The following is a 19,073-nucleotide window of genomic DNA, read 5'->3' on the forward strand; positions in this document are numbered from 1 at the left end:
GCGGTTGCAATCACTTTAGGCCTGGCCTGTCTGCGGGACCATTGCCCGGTGGCATAGGCCGGGCGCGGCAGAATGACTAGTCACCCCGGCCAAGCGCCCGCCGGTCAGCACGGCACCGGCGCGCCGCGGCGGCCGTAGTACCACCACGTGATCGCCATGCAAGTGGCGTAGAAGGCAATGAAGCAGTACAGCGCGGCCTGCACGCTGCCGGTCATCTCCAGCGAGGTGCCGAAGCTGCGCGGGATGAAGAAGCCGCCGTACGCGCCGATGGCGCCCGAGAAGCCCAGCACCGCGGCCGATTCCTTGGCGGCGTCGGCCAGCGCCTGCTTCTGCGCGGCCGCGTCCTTGCCCTTGGCGGCCTGGATGCGCTCGCGCAGGAAAATCGCGGGGATCATGCGGAACGTGGAACCGTTGCCCACGCCGGTCAGCGCGAACAGCACGATGAACATGGCCAGGAAGCCGTTGAAGTCGCCCGCGCCCGAGGCGCCCGGCAGGTAGGCCACCACGCCCAGCACCGCCGCGATCATGGCGGCGAAAGTGAACAGCGTGACGCGCGCGCCGCCCAGCTTGTCCGAGACCCAGCCGCCGACCGGACGGGTCAGCGAGCCGACCAGCGGGCCCAGGAAGGCGTAGGCCGTGGGATCGACCTGCGGGAACAGGGTCTTGGTCAGCATGGCGAAGCCCGCCGAAAAACCGATGAAGGAGCCGAACGTCCCCACGTACAGCCAGCACATCAGCCAGTTGTGCTTGCGCTTGAAGATGACGGCCTGGTCCGCGAAGGAAGCGCGCGCGTCGGCGATGTCATTCATGCCGAACCAGGCGGCGATGGAGGCCAGCGCGATGGGAATCACCCAGATGAAGCCGGCGTTCTGCAGCCACAGGCTGTGCTGCGCGCCGTCGCGGGTCACCGTCTGGGGATCGCCGCCCAGCACGCCGAACACGCTGGCGGAGATCACCAGCGGCACCACGAACTGCACCACCGACACGCCCAGGTTGCCGATGCCGGCGTTCAGCCCCGTCGCCAGGCCCTTCTTTTCCTTGGGGAAGAAGAAGCTGATGTTGGCCATGCTGGAGCTGAAATTGCCGCCGCCCAGGCCGCACAGCAGCGCCAGGATCAGCAGGGTCGGATAGGTCGTGGTGGGATCGCGCAGCGCGAAGCCCATGCCCAGCGCCGGGATCAGCAGCGAGGCGGTGGAAATGGCGGTCCACTTGCGCCCGCCGAAGACCGGCACCAGGAACGAATAGAAGATGCGCAGCGTGGCGCCCGACAGCGCCGGCAGCGCCGTCAGCCAGAACATCTGGTTCTTCGACAGCATGAAGCCGGCGCGGTCCAGGTTGACCACGACCACGCTCCACAGCATCCAGATGCAGAACGCCAGCATCAGGGCGGGAATGGAGATCCAGAGATTGCGGTTGGCGACGCGCGAACCCGTCTGTTTCCAGAAGCCGGGATTATCCGGCTCCCAGCGCGCCAGGACTTGAGTGGACATGATAGGTGCTCCCAGATTGAGGTTGGATCAGGTGGCGTGTTGCCGGGCCAGCGCCGCGCTTTCCGGCCGGAAACTGAAGTGCATGAAGATGAGAGAGACGCAGACCGTGCCGTACAGCAGCATGAAGGCGCTGGAGCGCACGCCCGTGTAGTCGAGCAGGATGCCGAACAGGATGGGCAGCACGAATCCGCCGAGGCCGCCGGCCAGGCCGACGATGCCCGAAACCGCGCCGATGTTCTCGCCGAACTCGTCCGAAATGAACTTGAACACCGAGGCCTTGCCGATCGCCATGGCGATGCCGACCACGAACAGCAGAATGGTGAATACGACCGGTCCGAGCGCGATATCGAAACTGCGCGCGCCCGCGGTGGTCAGCACCGTAAAGTGCGTTTGCGGATAGCTGAGGATGAAGAAGGCGACCCAGCACACCCACATGACCCACCACGTGGTCTTGTAGGCGCCGTAGCGGTCCGAGATCCAGCCGCCCACCGCGCGCAGCACGCCGCCGGGCAGCGAAAAGCAGGCCGCCAGCAGCGCCGCCAGCTTGATGTCGAAGCCGTACTCGCCGATGTAGTACTTGGTCATCCACAGCGCCAGCGCCACGTAGCCGCCGAACACCACCGAGTAGTACTGGCAATAGCGCCAGACGCGCGGGTCCTTGAGCATGGCGAACTGCGCCGACAGGCTGGCCCCGCCGGTCACCCGGTGCGACGGGTCCGAGGCCGAGAACAGCCAGAACAGCACCGCCGTCACCAGCAGCGCGATCGCATAGACCTGCGGCACGATGATCCACGATCCGGCGGTGGCCGCGATCAGCGCGGGCGCCACGAACTTGGTGATGGCCGAGCCGGAGTTGCCGGCGCCGAACACGCCCATCGCCAGGCCCTGCTTGTTGCGCGGAAACCAGCGCGCCACGTAGGGCGTGCCCACCGAGAACGAGCCGCCGGTCAGGCCCACGAACAGCGCCAGCACCAGGAACTGCCAGTACTGCGTCGCGTAGGACAGCAGCCAGATCGGCACCACGGCCACCAGCATCAGGACGAAGAACACCGGCCTGCCGCCGTAGCGGTCGGTCCAGATGCCCAGCGGCACCCGCACCAGCGAACCGGTCAGCACCGGCATGGCGGCCAGCAGGCCGAATTCGGTTTCGGACAGGCCGAGCTGCGTCTTGATGGGTATGCCCAGTACGGCGAAGATCATCCACACCGCGAAGCAGATGGTGAAGGCGAACGTGCTGGATATCAGGACCCGCATCGGCGCGCCGGCCGAGGAATGACTGGTTGCTGCCATGGTTATTCTCGCTTTGGTCACGAAGAAATCTGACTTGCCCCAAGCCTAAGGACGGCGCGCCTTGCGCACCATTCGCCAGCCGACCAGAAGCGGCCTGTCGATGTGACTAGTCACCCCGCCGTTGCGGCCGGGCTTGCGTTGGATCAATTCGCCAAGCTGGCGATGCGCGGTGCGGCGTATTAATATGCATTTGAAATACACCTTTAAAAACGCAGGCCCCCATGAGCACGCTGCTGACCATCGACGAACCCGACCAGGACTCGCGCCGCGCGCGCCCGCAATGGCGCGCCTTCACCGAAATGGGTTTCCGCCCGCTGTATCTGGCGGGCTGCTTCTGGGCGCTGGCCTCGGTGCTGCTGTGGGTGCATGCCCCGTCCCTGCTCAACGGCGTGCTGGGCGGCATGCCCTGGCATGCGCACGAAATGCTGTGGGGCTTCGTCGCCACCATCGCCGTGGGCTTTTTGCTGACCGCCGGCGGCAACTGGACCGGCAGGAATCCGCTGCGCGGCAATGCCCTGGCGGCGCTGTGCGTGCTATGGATCGTGGCGCGCGCGGGCTACCTGGCGCCGGGCCGGCCCGCGTTTCTCATCGCCGCGCTGGCCGATCTGCTGTTCTTCCTGTGGGGCGCGGCCGCGCTGGGACGCGCCGTGGCCATCACGCGCAACCGGCGCAACTACGGCATACCGCTGCTGCTGGTGGCGCTGGCCCTGACCAACGCGCTGTACCTGTGGGCCACGGTCCAGGGCGACTACTTCGCGCTGATGCGCTACTTCAACGCCGGCCTGCTCTGCATGGCCGTGCTGACCCTGCTGATCGCGCGCCGCATCCTGCCCTTTTTCGCCAAGCGCGCCGTGGCCGGCCTGGACATTCCACCGCATACCCGCAGCGGCCACTGGCAGCTGGGCACGGGCGTGGTCGCCATCGCCTGCCTGCTGGCCGGACGTCCGCAGATCGCGGCCGTGGCGCTGGCCGCGACCGGGCTGATCGCGCTGGTGCAATGGATCTCCTGGAAGCCCTGGGCCGCGCGCCGCGTGCCGCTGCTGTGGATTCTGTACGCGGGCTATTTCGGACTGGGCGTGGGCCTGCTGGTCGGCGCGGCGCAACTGGCCGGCTTCGTGCTGCGCACCGCCTGGCCCGCGCACGTGGTCGGCGTGGCCGGGTTTTCGGTGCTGATCATCGGCATGGCCACGCGCACCGCGCTGGGCCACCTGGGCCGGCCGCTGCGCGCCGACCGCAGCATGGTCGCCAGTTACGTGCTGGTGATACTGGCCGCGCTGCTGCGCCTGGCCGCCCTGCTGCCCACCGCGGCCGCGCTGGGCCTGCTGCACGCCTCGGCCACGGCGTGGGCGCTGGGCTTCGCGCTGTACCTGTGGCGCTTCTTCCCCATGATGATCCGGCCGCGCGCCGACGCCGGCAAAACCGCCGCGCCGGTCATGCGCGTCGCGCCGGCTCCCGGACGCCCGGCCGCCTGAATCGCGCGCAATGCGTTCAGCGGCGCGCTTCGCGACGCCGCTGCGCCGCCATCTGCTGTTTCATGGCATCGAGCCAGGCCTTGACTTGCTGCATGTCCACGAACTGCGCCAGTTCGAATTCCAGCTCGCCGATATATTCGCGCACGTCGGCGATCTCGGCTTCCAGGTCCTCCATCAGATCGGCCGGATCTATCGACTGTTCCGGGTCGAAGCGGTAGCGCGCCTTGAACGCGCGTTCGGCGCCGGCCACCGCCGCCCGCACCTCGGCCAGCCGCGCCTCCAGCGCCCCGGCCTCTTCCGGCAAGGCCGGCGCATCCGCCGGCGGCAAGGCGGCGGGCGGCTCCTCGGCCAGCGCGTCTGCGGCGCCGCGCTCATCGGCATAGTCCGCATCGAAATCGCTGCCCGCGTGCTTGCGGTACACGGCCTTCAGCTTCGCGAGGTCGCATTCCCCGGGCGTGCCGTCCAGCTCCAGCGAACACAGGGTTTCGTCGGCAAGCTGCGCCGCGATTTCGGAGGCCAGCTGGCGCTGCCCCTTGCTGAGTTCCTTCTGTTTGCAGGCGTGGTCGAAACACAGGACCAGTCTGGCCTTCAGTTCGACTTCCATGGTTTCCAGCGGCGCCAGCTCGTCGGCGTACCGCTGCGCATAGTCCTGCGCGACCTGCCCCCACCGGGACAGCCGGGCCTGCGCCTCTTGCAAATCGTGCCTAAGGGCTTCGAACTTCTGGCGCGGCTGCGGCGCGGCGGGCGGATTTTGTTGCATGGCGGGAGCCTTTCATCAGCGTGGCGCGGCGACGGGCCGCGCATCGACAGGCGCATTTTAAGCGCGGCCGCGCCGACCCAGGCGCCTACGCTCTTGCTGACCAATCCGCGCGATGACAGCGCGGCCCGGCATCGCCGAGCCGCCAACGCTCAATTGAGGTTCAACGAGGTGATCTTGGACCCTTGCAGCCCCACCCCGGCCATCAACCCCTGTCCGCCGAAGGGCACGGCGTACACGTCCTGGGTCAGGGTGGTGGTGGTGATGCTGGCCGCGTAGCTTTCGTCCACCATGACCAGCGTGGGTCCGGAACCCAGCGACCAGCCGTCGCTCTGGTCCAGGAACTTCAGCGCCGCCTCGTTCATGAAGAAGAGCGCGTAGCCGAACTTCTGCGCGCCGGCCTGCAGGCCGAAGGACACCGCGGTGATGTTGTAGTAGGCCTGGACCTTGCCGTGGCGGATCAGGGCGCCGTCGCCGCTCTCGGCGCCGACCAGCAGTCCGCCCTTGAGAATGCTGGGAAACACCAGCACGGCGACCGCCTTCTCGCCCAGCACCCGGGTCTTGGGCTCCTGCTGGTACAGCCGTTCCAGCGCCGCCCGCGCATCGCGGCTGATGTCGGCGGCCGACTCGGCGCGGGCCTGGGTCGCCATACAGAAACCGGCCACCCATAAAAAAAGGCTGGCCCACAGCCAACCGTGAAACTTGACAGGCAAAACGGATACGCGACGCATACAGCCTCCTGGAATGAAGACGGCAAGCGCCACGCGCGCTCGCCCCGACTTGCCCGAGCAAGTATTGGCAGGCGCGCGTACGTTGTCAAGCTCCGCCGATGGACGAGGGCCTGGACGCGACAGGACTAGACGGCGGGCGGATCGGTCTCCCGTTCGGGATGGCGATGGCGGGCCAGCGCCTCCAGAAACAGCGGCGCGCTGTTGCCCGGCTCGCCGTCGACCAGCAGCAGGCCGGCGTCGGCTTCGTCCGGCTCGATGCCGGCCGCAACGAATAGCTGCTTGCCTTCGGCCAGCCCCATCAGCGTCTTGCCGTGGCGATAGGCGTCGCGCAGGAATTCCAGCGCCCGTCCGTCGGCGTGCAGACGCTCCGCCGCCGCCGCGCCGCCGGGCGCGATGGCGCCGTCGAACAGCACCGAGGGCTGGTTGTCGAGCGATGCGTCGGCGTCCAGCACTTCGCCCTCGCCCGATAGCGGCCCGATGCGCTGGCCGACCAACCGCACCACCACGCCGGCGGCGATCAGCGCGTCGGCCAAGGCGCGCACGGCGCGGGCGTCCACGCCTTCGGCCACCAGGATCGCGACCTTGCGCGTGGCCGCGCCGCCGTCGCCGGGCCGCGCGGTCAGCGACAGCGCGGGCGAGACCTCGACCTCGGGCGCCGGCGGTTCGCAGGCGCGCGGCAGCGGATCGGGCAAGGCCATGCCCAGGCGCTGCGCCACCGAGCCGGCCAGCTCGTCGGACACGTTGCGCAGGGACGCCACCATGCGCCGGCGCACGGCCGGCACCGTGACCTTGCTCAGTTCGAACGCGAACGCGCTGGCGATGTGGCGGCGCTCCCATTCGGTCTGGCTCAGGTAGAAGAGCGTGGCCTGGTTGTAGTGCTCGGCGAATTTCTCGGGATGGCCGCGCAGCTCGTCGCCCGCCACCGGCTCGGGAAAGGACACGAAACCGTCCATGCCGGCCTGGAACGGACAGCCGCCGCCCAGCGAATTGGGCTCGTAGGCCGCCCGCCCCCGGTGGATGGCCTGGCGGTGCATGCCGTCGCGCTGGTTGTTCTGCACCGGCGCCAGCGGCGCGTTGATCGGGATCTCGTGGAAATTGGGGCCGCCCAGCCGAGAAATCTGCGTGTCCACGTAGGAATGGATGCGTCCGGCCAGCAAGGGATCGTTGGTGAAGTCCAGGCCCGGCACCACGTGCGCCGCGCAGAAAGCCACCTGCTCGGTTTCGGCGAAGAAGTTGTCGGGGTTGCGGTCCAGCACCAGCCGGCCCACCGGCACCACCGGCACCAGTTCCTCGGGCACGATCTTGGTGGCGTCCAGCACGTCGAAGCTGAAGCGTTCGGCCTCTTCCTCGGTAAAGACCTGCACGCCCAGCTCCCATTGCGGGGGGTTGCCGGAATCGATGGCCTCCCACAAGTCGCGCCGGTGGAAATCGGGGTCGGCGCCGGCCGTCTTGACGGCCTCGTCCCAGACCTGCGAATGCGTGCCCAGCAAGGGGTTCCAGTGGAACTTGACCAGCCGCGACTCGCCGTCGGCGTTGACGAAGCGGAAGGTGTGCACGCCAAAGCCCTGCATCATGCGAAAGCTGCGCGGGATCGCGCGGTCCGACATCAGCCACATCAGCATGTGGGTGGATTCCGGCATCAGCGACACGAAGTCCCAGAACGTGTCGTGCGCGGACGCGGCCTGCGGCATGGCGTGGTGCGGTTCGGGCTTGACCGCGTGCACCAGGTCCGGGAATTTCATCGCGTCCTGGATGAAAAACACCGGCATGTTGTTGCCCACCAGGTCCCAGTTGCCTTCGTCGGTGTAGAACTTGACCGCGAAGCCGCGCACATCGCGCGCGGTGTCCTTGGAGCCGCGCTCGCCGGCCACGGTCGAGAAGCGCACGAATACCGGCGTGCGCTTGCCGACCTCGGCGAACGGCGCGGCCGCGGTCAGGTCGGTCAGGGCCCGCTCGCAGACGAAGTAGCCGTGCGCCGCCGAGCCGCGCGCGTGCACGATGCGCTCGGGGATGCGCTCATGGTCGAAGTGCGTGATCTTCTCGCGCAGGATGAAATCCTTGAGCAGCGCCGGTCCGCGCAGCCCCGCCTTGAGCGAATGCTGGTTGTCGCTGATGCGCACCCCCTGGTTGGTGGTCAGCGGCTGGCCCGTGGGGTCGGCGCGCACGCGCGCCAGCCGGCCGTCGGCGGCGTTGACGCCGGGCGCGGCCGGCCCGCCGGTCTTGGGCGAGTCCGCGCTTTCGGACAGGGAGCTGGCGCCCGCGGCCGGGTCCGCCGGAGACACGCTGGCGCCCGTATACGGACAGCGCGCGCCTTCCTCGCCATACTCGGCGGCCTTGCCGGCGTTGTGGTCCAGCGCGGATGCGGCGGCGTCCACGGCCGCGGCCCGCCTGGCGGCCGGACTGCGCGCCCGGCCGCGCGCGCCGCCCTCGGGCGCGGCGCCGGGGCCGCTGTCGGTGTTCTGGTAGGCGCTATCGACGGCCGGCGCGGCGCCCGCCTTGGCTGGTTTCTTCCCTGGCATGGCGGTTCTCCTAAAGCATCTTGGCGCGGGACTGCTCGGCGCGGGATGCGCCGATCGCGGACTCCACCTGCTTGACCTCTTCGGGCGGCGGCAGCACGGCGGGATAGCCCAGGGCCTCGATCCACAGCTCCCGCGACCAGCCCTTGGTGTGATAGAGATGGTGTTCCTCGTCGGTGACCACCGCGTCATAGGCCTGTTTGAGCACCTTGCCCTCGGTGCCGCCGTGCTGCTCGGCGATCACGCCGATCAGCGTCCAGTTGGCGTGGTCCTTGGTCTCGGCCAGCACCACGCATTCGGTCGCGACCAGCTGCGCGGCGTCGGCGTCGCCGGCGGCGATCGCCATCTTCATGGCCTTCACCAGCGACTCGCCGATATGGCGCACGACCTCGCGGCCCGGCGACTCGCGCTCGGGGTCCAGCCCCAGCTGCTCGAACACGGTCAGCAGCACGCGGCGATGAGTGCGCGTTTCTTCCAGATAGTCCTGCCATTCCTGCTTCAGGTCTTCATTGACCGCGCAGGTCACGGCGGTCTCGTAGATTTTCAATCCCCCGATCTCGGTTTCCAGGGCCTGATACAGCAGTTCCTCGATCTGCGCGGCATTTCCGGCTTTGCGTTTCATTGGACGCTCCTCTGTCTGTGTGGTGTCGCGCCACCGCCGCCGCGTACCGGCGGCCTGGCGACCTGCGCGACCCCAGCAACCCGCGTTCCCGCGCCGCCCCGCACGCCGCGCCTGCGCGCACCGGGTGCAGAAAATACAAAGCCCCGGACCGGACAACACTGGCCCCATTTAGTTTAGAATCGGAATTATTCTCAATAAAATCAGACCGCCTCGGTTCGCGGCGGCGTCACAAGAAAGAGGCTCGCCCTGAAATCCGGTTTCCGCCTGTCCATGGCCTGGCTCCATACGTGGGTCGGCCTGTGGTTCTCCTGGCTGCTGTTCGCCGTCTTCCTGACGGGTTCGCTGGCCGTGTTCTCCGAACCCATCACCCATTGGATGACGCCCGAACACCAGGCTGCCGAAGCCTCGGCCGCCGAGCGGCAAGGCGCGCCGGTGGACCGCGCCCACCGCTTCGGCCTGGCGGTGGACTACATGGCCCGCAACCATGCCGGCGCGGGCATGTGGGAAATCTGGCCGGTCAACCGCTACCACGACAATGGGCTGACGGTTTACTGGTTCGACAAGAACGGCCTTTACGCCGACGCCGAGCTCGACCCCGTCACCGGCGCCGAACTGGACGAGCACCACGACGAGGCCGAAAGCCGCGCCACGCTGGGCGGCCAGCACTTCGTGGACTTCCACTACACCCTGCACGACGCCGGGCTGGGGCTGTGGATCGTGGCCTTCGCCACCATGGCGATGCTGGTGGCGCTGATTTCCGGCGTGGTCACGCACAAACGCATCTTCAAGGATTTCTTCACCTTCCGCGCCAACAAGGGCCAGCGCTCGTGGCTGGACGCGCACAATACGAGCGCGGTGCTGACCCTGCCCTTTCTGTTCATGATCGCCTACACCGGCGTGGTGATTTCCGGCGCGACGCTCATGCCCGCTCCCGTTTCCGCCACCTACGGCGAGGGCCCGCAGGCGCTGCGCGCCTATCTGGCCGAACTGGAAGGCGAGCCGATGCTCGCGCGCAGCGGCGCCGCCCAGGCCGTGCCGGCGCTGGAGCCCATCGTCGCCCGGGCCGAAAGCCTGATCGGCCAGACCGCCCGCGCCATCGTCATCCGCAACCCCGAAGACAGCTCCATGCGCATCGGCGTGTACGGCTGGAACGAGGCGGCCGACACCTTGCGCAACATCAGCGCCACCACCGGCATGGCGGAGTTCACGGGCGACGGCGAACTGCTGCGCGTGCGCCCGGCCGGCGAAGTGCTGGGCGGCGCCGCGCCGCGCACGCGCCAGGTCTTGAGCGACCTGCACATGGCCAGGTTCGGCGGCGTGGCCATGCAATGGCTGTATTTCATCTGCGGCATGGCCGGCGCGGCCCTGATGGGCACCGGCGCGGTCCTCTTCATGGTCAAGCGCCGCGCCCGGCACGGCGGCGAATTCGGCGCCGCCACCGCGCGCGTCTACCGCCTGATCGAAGGACTGAACGTGGCCGCGATGGCCGGGCTGGGCATCGCCTGCGTCGGCTATTTCTGGGCCAATCGCCTGCTGCCGGTGACGCTGCAGGACCGGGCCGCCTGGGAGCTGCGCGTCTTCTTCCTGATCTGGGCGCTGACGCTGCCGCATGCCTGGCTATGCGCCCCGCGCCGCGCCTGGATCATGCAGCTGGGCCTGCTGTCGGCGCTGTGCCTGCTGCTGCCGCTGATGTCGTACGCCGCCGTGGGCGACCACCTGTACGCGCAGATCGCGCGCGGCGACTGGGAAAGCGCCGGCGTCGAACTGAGCGCCCTGGCTTTCGGCGTACTATCGGGCTGGGCGGCCCTGCGGTTATGGCGCCGGCCCGCTACGGCGCCCTCGCAGCGCATCCCCCGCGCAAACGAAGAGGCAGCGGCATGAATTCCAACGACCTGTACGCCATCGGCATGGCCCTGCTGCTGACCTACTCCGGCATGGCCTGCCTGAGCCTGGCCATGCCGCGCCATTACGACCAGGTCTGGGGCCGCGACCCGTCGGCCGGACACAGCCGCGTGCTGCGCGGCGCCGGCCTGCTGCTGCTGGCCCTGGCCCTCCTGCCCTGCGTCAGCCTGTGGGGCAATACGGTGGGCGTGGTGGCCTGGCTGGGCTGGCTGTCGGCCGGCGCCCTGCTGTGGGTCGGCATGCTGTCGTGGGCCCCGCAGCCGGCGGCGCGCACCGCGGCGCTGGCCCTGGCGATCGCGCTGGCCGGGGTCGGAATCGGCTTTTGACGGTCCGCGCAAGGCGCGAAAAACGCGTTTGACGCGCATCAAGCAGGGCTGAAATCCCGCGTCTCGCGTACGTCGACGACACCATATGTGGTGATAGAGTTTCACCACCCTACTACATATGGTGTCAGTCATGCATATCCAGCACATACTCAAGCGCGACGGCCGGGTCGTGGCGTTCGACCGCGACAAGATCGCCCTCGCCATCGCCGCGGCCGGCCAGAGCACCGGGGAACTGGACCTCGCGGGCGCGCAGGCGCTGACCGACGCCGTCATCGACGCGCTGGCCGACCAGCCCTGCCCCGGCGTCGAAACCATCCAGAACCGCGTCGAGGAAGTCCTGGTCCAGGCCGGCCGCTGGCGCACGGCGCGCGCCTACATCGTCTACCGCGAGCAGCACGCCCGCCTGCGCTCGCTGCGCCACACCCTGGTGGACGTGGAAAGCGCCATGGAGGAATACCTGGAGCAGCGCGACTGGCGCGTCAACGCCAACGCCAACCAGGGCTACAGCCTGGGCGGCCTGATCCTGAACGTCGCGGGCAAGGTCACCGCCAACTACTGGCTGTCCAATGTCTTCGCGCCGGAGGCCGGACGCGCCCACCGCGAAGGCGACATCCACATCCACGACCTGGACATGCTGAGCGGCTATTGCGCCGGCTGGTCGCTGCGCCAGCTGCTGACCGAAGGCTTCAACGGCATCCCCGGCAAGGTCGAGGCCACGCCGCCGCGCCACATGTCGGCCGCCATCGGCCAGATCGTCAACTTCCTGGGCACGCTGCAGAACGAATGGGCCGGCGCGCAGGCCTTCAGCTCGTTCGACACCTACATGGCGCCTTTCATCCGCCGCGACGCCATGACCTACGCGCAGGTCAAGCAGGCCATGCAGGAGCTGATCTACAACCTCAACGTGCCCAGCCGCTGGGGCACGCAGACGCCGTTCACCAACCTGACCTTCGACTGGACCTGCCCGGCCGACCTGCGCGAACAGATTCCGTACGTGGGCGGCGAGGAAATGCCGTTCGCCTACGGCGACCTGCAGGCCGAGATGGACATGATCAACCGCGCCTACATCGAAGTCATGATGGCCGGCGACGCCAAGGGCCGCGTCTTCACCTTCCCCATCCCCACCTACAACATCACGCCGGACTTCGACTGGGACCATCCCAACACCGAACGCCTGTTCGAAATGACGGCGCGCTACGGCCTGCCTTATTTCCAGAACTTCCTCAATTCCGACCTGGAGCCGCACATGGTGCGCTCCATGTGCTGCCGCCTGCAGCTGGACCTGCGCGAACTGCTCAAGCGCGGCAACGGCCTGTTCGGCTCGGCCGAGCAGACCGGCTCGGTGGGCGTGGTCACGGTCAACTGCGCGCGCCTGGGCTATACCTGCCGCGGCGACGAGGGCAAGCTGATGGCGCGCCTGGACCATCTGCTGGAACTGGGGCGCGACGTGCTCGAAACCAAGCGCAAGGTGGTGCAGCGCTACATCGACCAGGGCCTGTATCCCTACACCCGCCGCTACCTGGGCACGCTGCGCAACCACTTCAGCACGCTGGGGGTGAACGGCATCAACGAGATGATCCGCAACTTCACCGGCGATATGGACGACATCACCACCGGGCCGGGCCACGCCATGGCGGTCCGGCTGCTGGACCGCGTGCGCGCCCGCATGACCGAATTCCAGGAACAGACCGGCCACCTGTACAACCTGGAGGCCACGCCGGCCGAAGGCACCACCTACCGTTTCGCGCGCGAGGACCGCAAGCGCTATCCCGACATCCTGCAGGCCGGCAGCGACGCGCAGCCCTACTACACCAATTCCAGCCAGCTGCCGGTGGGGCATACGGACGACCCCTTCCATGCGCTGGAGCTTCAGGAAGCGCTGCAGGGCAAGTACACCGGCGGCACCGTGCTGCACCTGTACATGAACGAGGCCGTGTCCTCGGCCGGCGCCTGCAAGGAGCTGGTGCGCCGCGCGCTGTCGAATTTCCGCCTGCCCTACATCACCGTCACGCCGACCTTCTCGATCTGCCCCAACCACGGCTATCTGGCGGGACGCCACGAGTTCTGCCCCAAATGCGATGCCGAGCTGCTCGCCCGGCAATCGTCATGCTGCACCCCGGCCTAGCCGGATATCCCCCTGGCCTCTACCAAGGAACCTCTATGCAAACCCTGACCACCCCCGACATCGCCCCCGCCACCGCCCCGATGCTGGACGACAGCCAGCGCGTGCGCTGCGAGATCTGGACCCGCGTGATGGGCTACCACCGTCCCGTTTCGTCCTTCAACACCGGCAAACAAGGCGAATTCAATGAACGCCGCTTCTTCGTCGAACGCCGCGCCTGAGGGCGCGCGTCCTGCCCCGGCCTGCGGGCCGGGGTCCGCTCCCGCCGCGCGCAGGATGGCCGTCAGGCCGGCCTACGCCGCCTTGCCGCAGCCGGTACTGCAGCCCTTGCCGCGCCACGCCCATTCGGTGGGCGGGCTGGTGCCTTTTTCCACCGTGGACTGGCCCGGCAAGCTGGCCGCCGTGGTCTTCATCGCCGGCTGCCCCTGGCGCTGCCATTACTGCCACAACACCGAATTGCAGACGCGCACCGCGCGCTACGACTGGCATGACATCCGCGCTTTCCTCGAAACCCGCAAGGGGCTGCTGGACGCCGTCGTATTCTCCGGCGGCGAACCCCTGAGCGAGCCGCGCCTGGCCCAGATGATCCGCGACGTGCGGCGCATGGGCTACCAGGTCGGCATGCACACCGCCGGCATCTATCCGCTGCGCCTGGCCGACGTGCTGCAGCACCTGGACTGGGTGGGCCTGGACATCAAGGCCGACGCCGCCGGCTACGACGACATCACCGGCCGCCGCGATTCCGAGCGTCCCGCCATGTCGTGCCTGGCCCAGCTGCTGTCGGCGCGGCGCGATTTCGAATGCCGCGTCACCTGGCATCCCGACTGGTTCGACGAGACCCGGCTGCTGGACGTGGCCCGGGAACTGTCCCGCCGCGGCGTGCGGCGCTTCGCCGTGCAGGGCGCGCGCAGCACGCCGGACTCGCCGGCCGCGCGCCACTTGAGCGCGCAGGCCGAAAGCCGGATGCGGGAATGGTTCGAGCTATTCGACTACCGCTGAGCCTGCCCCCATCGCACGCCGCGCCATCGCCTCCCGGAAACGCGGCGAGCCGATGGCGCCGACGTTGCAGCGCGCCCAGGGCGATCGGATCGTGGGGTCCACGCTGAACACCCGCCCCGGCGCCATGATGATCTTTTCCGGCATCAGCTCGGCGGCCAGGGCCAGCGTGTCGTCCACGCCGGGAAAGGCCGACCACAGGTACAGCGAACTGGTGGGCCGGGCGAAGACCTCGGCGCCCAACGAATCCAGCACCTGCAGCGCATGGCCGGTGGCGGCTTCCAGGCGCTGGCGCAACCTGACCAGATGCCGCTCGTAGTGGCCGTCGCGCAGCATCACGTCCACCATGCGCTCGCAGTACTCGGAACTGCTGACGTGCACCAGCGCCTTGAGGTCGGCCAGGTCGCTGGCCAGCGCGGCGTTGCAGGCGATGAAGCCCACCCGCAGCGCGGCGGAGAATGACTTGGAGAAGCTGCCGATGTAAATGGTGCGCTCCAGCTGGTCCAGCGCCGCCAGGCGCACCGCGGACGTGGGCTTGAAGTCCGCCAGCGGATCGTTCTCCACCAGGATCAGGTTGTGGCGCTCCGCCAGCTGCAGCACCCGGTACGCCTTGGCCGGCGAGATGTCCGACCCCGTGGGGTTGTGCGCCAGCGACTGGGTGAAGAACAGGCGCGGCTTTTCCCGCTGCAGCAGCGCTTCCAGCGCGGCGATGTCCGGACCGTCCGGCAGGCGCGGCACGCCCAGCATGCGCGCCCCGGCCAGCTTGAGCTTGCCGAACAGGGGGTAATAGCCGGGGTTGTCGACCAGCACCGGCGCGTCCTGCGGCACGAAGTAGCGGATCACCAGGTCCATGGCCTCGTTCGCGCCGTGCGTCAGCACCAGTTGCGGCGGCGCCGCATTGATGCCCACGTCTCCCAGCTTGCGCACCAGGCTTTCGCGCAGCGGCGCATAGCCGAAGCGGCTGCCGTAGCGGAACAAGGCGCCCAGCCCGGTGCGCACCACCTTCTGGTGGTAGCGGTCCATGCGCATGTCGGCCAGCCATTCCACCGGCGGAAACCCGTCGCCCACCGCGACCGCGTCGGGCTGGGTCTTGAGCTGCTCGCGCATCAGCCACACGATGTCCATGGCGCGGCTCAGCTGCCCCGGCTCCTCGTCGGCGGCCTTGCGCGTCCTGCCCGTCTCCAGCACGTAGAAGCCGGAACCCCGGCGCGGCTCCACCAGGCCCTGCGCGACCAGCATTTCGAACGCCACCACCACGGTGTTCTTCGCGTAGCGGTGCAATTGCGCCAGCTCGCGCAGCGACGGCAGCTTGTCGCCGGCCCGGTACACGCCGTCGGCGATCTGCTGGCCGATCAGCCGGGCCAGGCTTTCGGCGATGGGCGCGGCGCGCGGCGGGCGCGTCGCCAGGGGAGGAAGGCTGCCGGACATATGCAAAAATTGGTGCAGTGCAATGACACTGTTTGTCGAAACTGTACCTCTCAATACCGGTACAGTCTACCTAGAATCTGGCCACCCGATTCCGATACATGGAGACCCCGCAAGTGGCCGATTCCCGCCTGCCCAACTTCCGTTCCCTCACCCCCGCCGACCGCCTGGCGGCCGTGGCCGACGCCGTGGACCTGAGCGCCGAGGAGCGCCGGCTGCTGGCCGCGCCAGGCGCGCTGGGCCTGGACCGCGCCGACGGCATGATAGAGAACGTCATCGCCGCGTTCGAACTGCCGCTGGGCGTGGCCGCCAACTTCCAGGTCAACGGCCGCGACGTGCTGGTGCCGATGGCGGTCGAGGAGCCGTCCGTGGTGGCCGCCGCGTCCTACATGGCCAAGCTGGCGCGCGCCTGCGGCGGCTTCGAGACTTCCAGCACCCGGCCGCTGATGCGCGCCCAGGTGCAGGTGCTGGGGCTGGGCGATCCGCAGGGCGCGCGGCTGGCGCTGCTGCGCGAACGCGAGCGCATCGTGGCGCTGGCCAACGGCCGCGACCGCACCCTGGTCGAGCTGGGCGGCGGCTGCCAGGACATCGAAGTCCACGTATTTCCCGACACCCCGCGCGGCCCCATGCTGGTGCTGCACCTGATCGTGGACGTGCGCGACGCGATGGGCGCCAACGCCGTCAACACCATGGCCGAGGCCGTGGCGCCGCTGATCGAGGAAATTTCCGGCGGCTCCGTGCGCCTGCGCATCCTGTCCAACCTGGCCGACCTGCGCCTGGCGCGCGCCCGCGTGCGCCTGACGCCGCAGGCGCTGGACACGGCCGAGCGCAGCGGCGCCGACATCATCGAAGGCGTGCTCGACGCCTACACCTTCGCCGCGGTCGATCCCTACCGCGCGGCCACGCACAACAAGGGCATCATGAACGGCATCGACCCCGTGATCGTCGCCACCGGCAACGACTGGCGGGCGGTGGAAGCCGGCGCCCACGCCTACGCCAGCCGCGACGGCCGCTACACCTCCCTCACCCACTGGGAGAAAGACGCCGCGGGCGCGCTGGTCGGCTCCATCGAAATGCCCATGCCCGTGGGCCTGGTGGGCGGCGCCACCAAAACCCATCCGCTGGCCCGCCTGGCGCTGAAGATCATGGACGTGAAAAGCGCGCAGGAACTGGGCGAAATCGCCGTGGCCGTGGGCCTGGCGCAGAACCTGGGCGCGCTGCGGGCGCTGGCCACCGAAGGCATCCAGCGCGGCCACATGGCGCTGCACGCGCGCAACATCGCCCTGGCCGCCGGCGCGGCGGGCGCCGAGATCGACACCGTCGCCAAGCGCATGGCGGCCCTGCGGGACGTAACCAGCGACCGCGCGCGCGCCTTGCTGGAGGAATTGCGCGCGCCCCGATAAACCCGGCCATCCGGCCTGACAAGAACCAAGGAGAGAGACATGAATCCGAACACCCCGGCGCCGCCTGCGCGCCTGGCGGAAGTCTGGAGCGACACGGTCGACCTGCGCCAGCTGGCGTGGGCCATCGGCATCGGCATCGTGATCAGCGTGGCGGGGTTCTATGCCGCCAGCCATTGGCTGCGCGGCGTCGTCGCCTCGCCCGAGCTGGCCCATGCCTACGCCATGCTGGCCGGGCTGGCGGGCTGCGTGCTGGCCGGCCTGATCTGCGCCCGCCTGTTCCCGCCCAAGCGCATCGTGGTCGAACACAGCGCCACCCAGGACCCGGCCTGGCGCGCCGAAGTGCTGGCCGAACTGGCCGAGCAGCCCGGCGGCCTGGGCACGCTGGCCGATCTGCCCGAGGCCGCCGTGCGCGAACTCAAGGCGCTGGACCTGTACGAGCTGTTCGCCCAGCCCGCCGCGCCCGCGTCCGATGCGCGCGTGCGCGCCGAAGCGCCGCAGGGCGCGAACAAGGAGGCGCTGGCATGAGCAATCCCGCGCTACTCGAACAAATCATGATGGCGGCCGCCATGGGCCTGCTGGGCGCGGTGGTGTTCGCGGCCATCGGCCTGGTGTCCGGCACCGACGAAACCACCACGCTGGCGCCGCTGACCCTGCTGGTGGTGCTGCTGGGCGTGCCGCCGGCGGGCGTCTTCACCTTCTTCCTGGCCGGCGCCGTGGCCAAGCACATGACCCATGCCGTGCCGACGGCGCTGCTGGGCATACCCGGCGACACCATGGCCACGCCGCTGCTGCAGGACGCGAACATGCTGCGCAAGCTGGGCGTGCCGCACATCGCGCTGCGCAAGATGGTGTCCGGCGCCATCGTCGCCGCGTTCGTGGCGGTGCCGCTGGCCGTGCTGTTCGCGGTGCTGCTGGCGCCGTTCGGCGCGGTCATCACCCGGTTCGCGCCCTGGATCTTCCTGGCCGCGGCGCTGCTCATCGCCTACTTCTCGGCCGGCCGCTGGGCCGCGGTCGCGCTGCTGGTGCCGTTCGTCGTGCTCATCGTCGCGCTGCAAAGCCTGACCGCCAAGTACGGGGTCAAGCTGAGCATCAGCTACTTCCTGGGCATCGCCATCGGGCCGCTGATCGCGGACCTGTTCAGCGTGGCCTCGCCGCAGGGGCGCTCGCGCATGCTGCGCGACAAGGTACGCACCTTCTCGCTGGCGCCGGACGTGAAAGGCTGGTCGGGCTACTTCCCCAACCCGCTGAAGGTCATGGACCGCACGCAGACCCGCTGGACGCTGGCCACGGCCGCGGTCTCCAGCGCCACCTTCGTGTTCAGCCCCGTGGCCATGACCGTGGTGCTGGGCGAGCTGGTGGGCTCGCGCGTCAAGCATGCCTATCACCGCCTGACCACCGTGCTGAGCGCGCGCAACGGCGTCACCGAGGCCACCTACATCGCCGAGGCGCTGATTCCGCTGATCGCCTTCGGCCTGCCGCTCAGTCCGGTGGCCGCCGGCCCCGCGGCGCCCTTGTTCAACGCGCCGCCGCGCTTCACGGTGGACGCCGCCACCGGCCAGACCAACAATCTGCACAACCTGCTGAACCACTGGGAGTTCCTGGGCTACGGCATGCTGGCGGTATTGCTGGCCGCGGTGGTGTCCTATCCGTTCGCCATGAACTTTGCGCGCCGCGCCGCGCTGTTCGTGTCGCGCAAGGTCAGCCACGAGGCCATCATCGCCACCTTCGTCGGCCTGATCATCGTCATCAGCGTCTGGGAAGGCCAGTTCCTGGGCCTGCTCGTGATCCTCACCATGGGCCTGTTCGGCGGCCTGCTGTCGCGCCTGTTCGGCTTCAACACCGGCGTGCAGTTCATGGGCTATTACACCGCCGTGCTGTCGGTGCCGGCGATCGTCAAGCTGCTGGCCTGAAATACCGCGTATCGGACGGGGCCCGGCCCCGTCCGCAATTCCCCGCCGCTTGATCCCGCGCAAGGCGATCGGACGGCCCTTGCTCTAGCCTCTGTCAACTTGACCTGAGGA

Annotated in this window: 16 protein-coding genes; 9 read left to right on the forward strand and 7 right to left on the reverse strand. The window is 68.8% G+C overall.

Annotated elements, in window-relative coordinates; all coding sequences use genetic code 11:
• Nucleotides 1-104: 104 nt before the first annotated feature.
• Both AC1M14_RS14275 and AC1M14_RS14280 read right to left on the reverse strand, forming a co-directional pair.
• Nucleotides 105-1,490 (reverse strand): NarK family nitrate/nitrite MFS transporter, encoded by a 1,386-nt coding sequence (locus AC1M14_RS14275; RefSeq protein ID WP_102771047.1) that lies wholly within the window; start codon nt 1,488-1,490, stop codon nt 105-107.
• Between the two features lie 27 nt (nt 1,491-1,517).
• Nucleotides 1,518-2,780, reverse strand: coding sequence for an MFS transporter (locus tag AC1M14_RS14280; RefSeq protein ID WP_209166556.1), 1,263 nt, complete (start codon nt 2,778-2,780; stop codon nt 1,518-1,520).
• 221 nt (nt 2,781-3,001) lie between these two features.
• Here AC1M14_RS14280 and AC1M14_RS14285 point away from each other — a divergent pair, with 221 nt between their 5' ends.
• Nucleotides 3,002-4,252, forward strand: a complete 1,251-nt coding sequence (locus tag AC1M14_RS14285; RefSeq protein ID WP_102771045.1) for an NnrS family protein — start codon at nt 3,002-3,004, stop codon at nt 4,250-4,252.
• Nucleotides 4,253-4,268: 16 nt separating this feature from the next.
• Here the strand turns inward: AC1M14_RS14285 and AC1M14_RS14290 are convergent, their stop codons facing one another.
• From AC1M14_RS14290 to AC1M14_RS14305, 4 genes are all read right to left on the reverse strand, one after another.
• Nucleotides 4,269-5,012, reverse strand: a complete 744-nt coding sequence (locus AC1M14_RS14290; protein ID WP_479729864.1) for a hypothetical protein — start codon at nt 5,010-5,012, stop codon at nt 4,269-4,271.
• 149 nt (nt 5,013-5,161) lie between these two features.
• Nucleotides 5,162-5,659 carry a lipid-binding SYLF domain-containing protein gene (locus AC1M14_RS14295; protein ID WP_247747875.1) on the reverse strand — a complete coding sequence of 166 codons (498 nt, stop codon included), beginning with the start codon at nt 5,657-5,659 and terminating at the stop codon, nt 5,162-5,164.
• 206 nt (nt 5,660-5,865) lie between these two features.
• The gene (locus AC1M14_RS14300; protein WP_479729865.1) at nt 5,866-8,259 is read right to left on the reverse strand and encodes a catalase; all 2,394 of its coding nucleotides are present in this window, start codon (nt 8,257-8,259) and stop codon (nt 5,866-5,868) included.
• Nucleotides 8,260-8,269: 10 nt separating this feature from the next.
• Nucleotides 8,270-8,878, reverse strand: a complete 609-nt coding sequence (locus AC1M14_RS14305; protein ID WP_102771041.1) for a hypothetical protein — start codon at nt 8,876-8,878, stop codon at nt 8,270-8,272.
• Nucleotides 8,879-9,148: 270 nt separating this feature from the next.
• Between AC1M14_RS14305 and AC1M14_RS14310 the strand changes: the two genes are divergently transcribed.
• From AC1M14_RS14310 to AC1M14_RS14330, 5 genes are all read left to right on the forward strand, one after another.
• On the forward strand, nt 9,149-10,759 hold the full coding sequence (locus AC1M14_RS14310; protein ID WP_479729866.1) for a PepSY-associated TM helix domain-containing protein: 1,611 nt from the start codon (nt 9,149-9,151) through the stop codon (nt 10,757-10,759).
• Nucleotides 10,756-11,106: a DUF3325 domain-containing protein gene (locus AC1M14_RS14315; RefSeq protein WP_479729867.1), complete on the forward strand. Its 351-nt coding sequence runs from the start codon at nt 10,756-10,758 to the stop codon at nt 11,104-11,106. The genes AC1M14_RS14310 and AC1M14_RS14315 overlap by 4 nt, the downstream gene beginning before the upstream one ends.
• A 130-nt stretch (nt 11,107-11,236) precedes the next feature.
• Nucleotides 11,237-13,231 (forward strand): ribonucleoside triphosphate reductase, encoded by a 1,995-nt coding sequence (locus tag AC1M14_RS14320; RefSeq protein ID WP_479729868.1) that lies wholly within the window; start codon nt 11,237-11,239, stop codon nt 13,229-13,231.
• Nucleotides 13,232-13,266: 35 nt separating this feature from the next.
• The gene (nrdD, locus tag AC1M14_RS14325) at nt 13,267-13,449 is read left to right on the forward strand and encodes an anaerobic ribonucleoside-triphosphate reductase (protein ID WP_102771037.1); all 183 of its coding nucleotides are present in this window, start codon (nt 13,267-13,269) and stop codon (nt 13,447-13,449) included.
• Nucleotides 13,415-14,227 carry an anaerobic ribonucleoside-triphosphate reductase activating protein gene (locus AC1M14_RS14330; RefSeq protein ID WP_479729869.1) on the forward strand — a complete coding sequence of 271 codons (813 nt, stop codon included), beginning with the start codon at nt 13,415-13,417 and terminating at the stop codon, nt 14,225-14,227. The genes nrdD and AC1M14_RS14330 overlap by 35 nt, the downstream gene beginning before the upstream one ends.
• On the opposite strand, the gene AC1M14_RS14335 is transcribed toward AC1M14_RS14330, so the two are convergent.
• Entirely contained in the window at nt 14,210-15,652 is a 1,443-nt protein-coding gene (locus tag AC1M14_RS14335; RefSeq protein WP_479729870.1) for an aminotransferase-like domain-containing protein, read from the reverse strand. The two genes, AC1M14_RS14330 and AC1M14_RS14335, sit on opposite strands and share 18 nt — an antisense overlap.
• A 98-nt stretch (nt 15,653-15,750) precedes the next feature.
• Here AC1M14_RS14335 and AC1M14_RS14340 point away from each other — a divergent pair, with 98 nt between their 5' ends.
• Genes AC1M14_RS14340 through AC1M14_RS14350 form a run of 3 tightly spaced genes read left to right on the forward strand, consistent with a single transcriptional unit; the run spans nt 15,751 to nt 18,962 of the window.
• Complete coding sequence (locus AC1M14_RS14340; protein ID WP_479729871.1) at nt 15,751-17,052, forward strand: hydroxymethylglutaryl-CoA reductase, degradative; 1,302 nt, start codon at nt 15,751-15,753, stop codon at nt 17,050-17,052.
• A gap of 39 nt (nt 17,053-17,091) precedes the next feature.
• Nucleotides 17,092-17,577 (forward strand): hypothetical protein, encoded by a 486-nt coding sequence (locus AC1M14_RS14345; protein ID WP_479729872.1) that lies wholly within the window; start codon nt 17,092-17,094, stop codon nt 17,575-17,577.
• Complete coding sequence (locus tag AC1M14_RS14350; protein WP_111825232.1) at nt 17,574-18,962, forward strand: tripartite tricarboxylate transporter permease; 1,389 nt, start codon at nt 17,574-17,576, stop codon at nt 18,960-18,962. The genes AC1M14_RS14345 and AC1M14_RS14350 overlap by 4 nt, the downstream gene beginning before the upstream one ends.
• The last annotated feature ends 111 nt before the right edge of the window (nt 18,963-19,073 follow it).

The organism is Achromobacter sp. SX5, assembly GCF_056711425.1.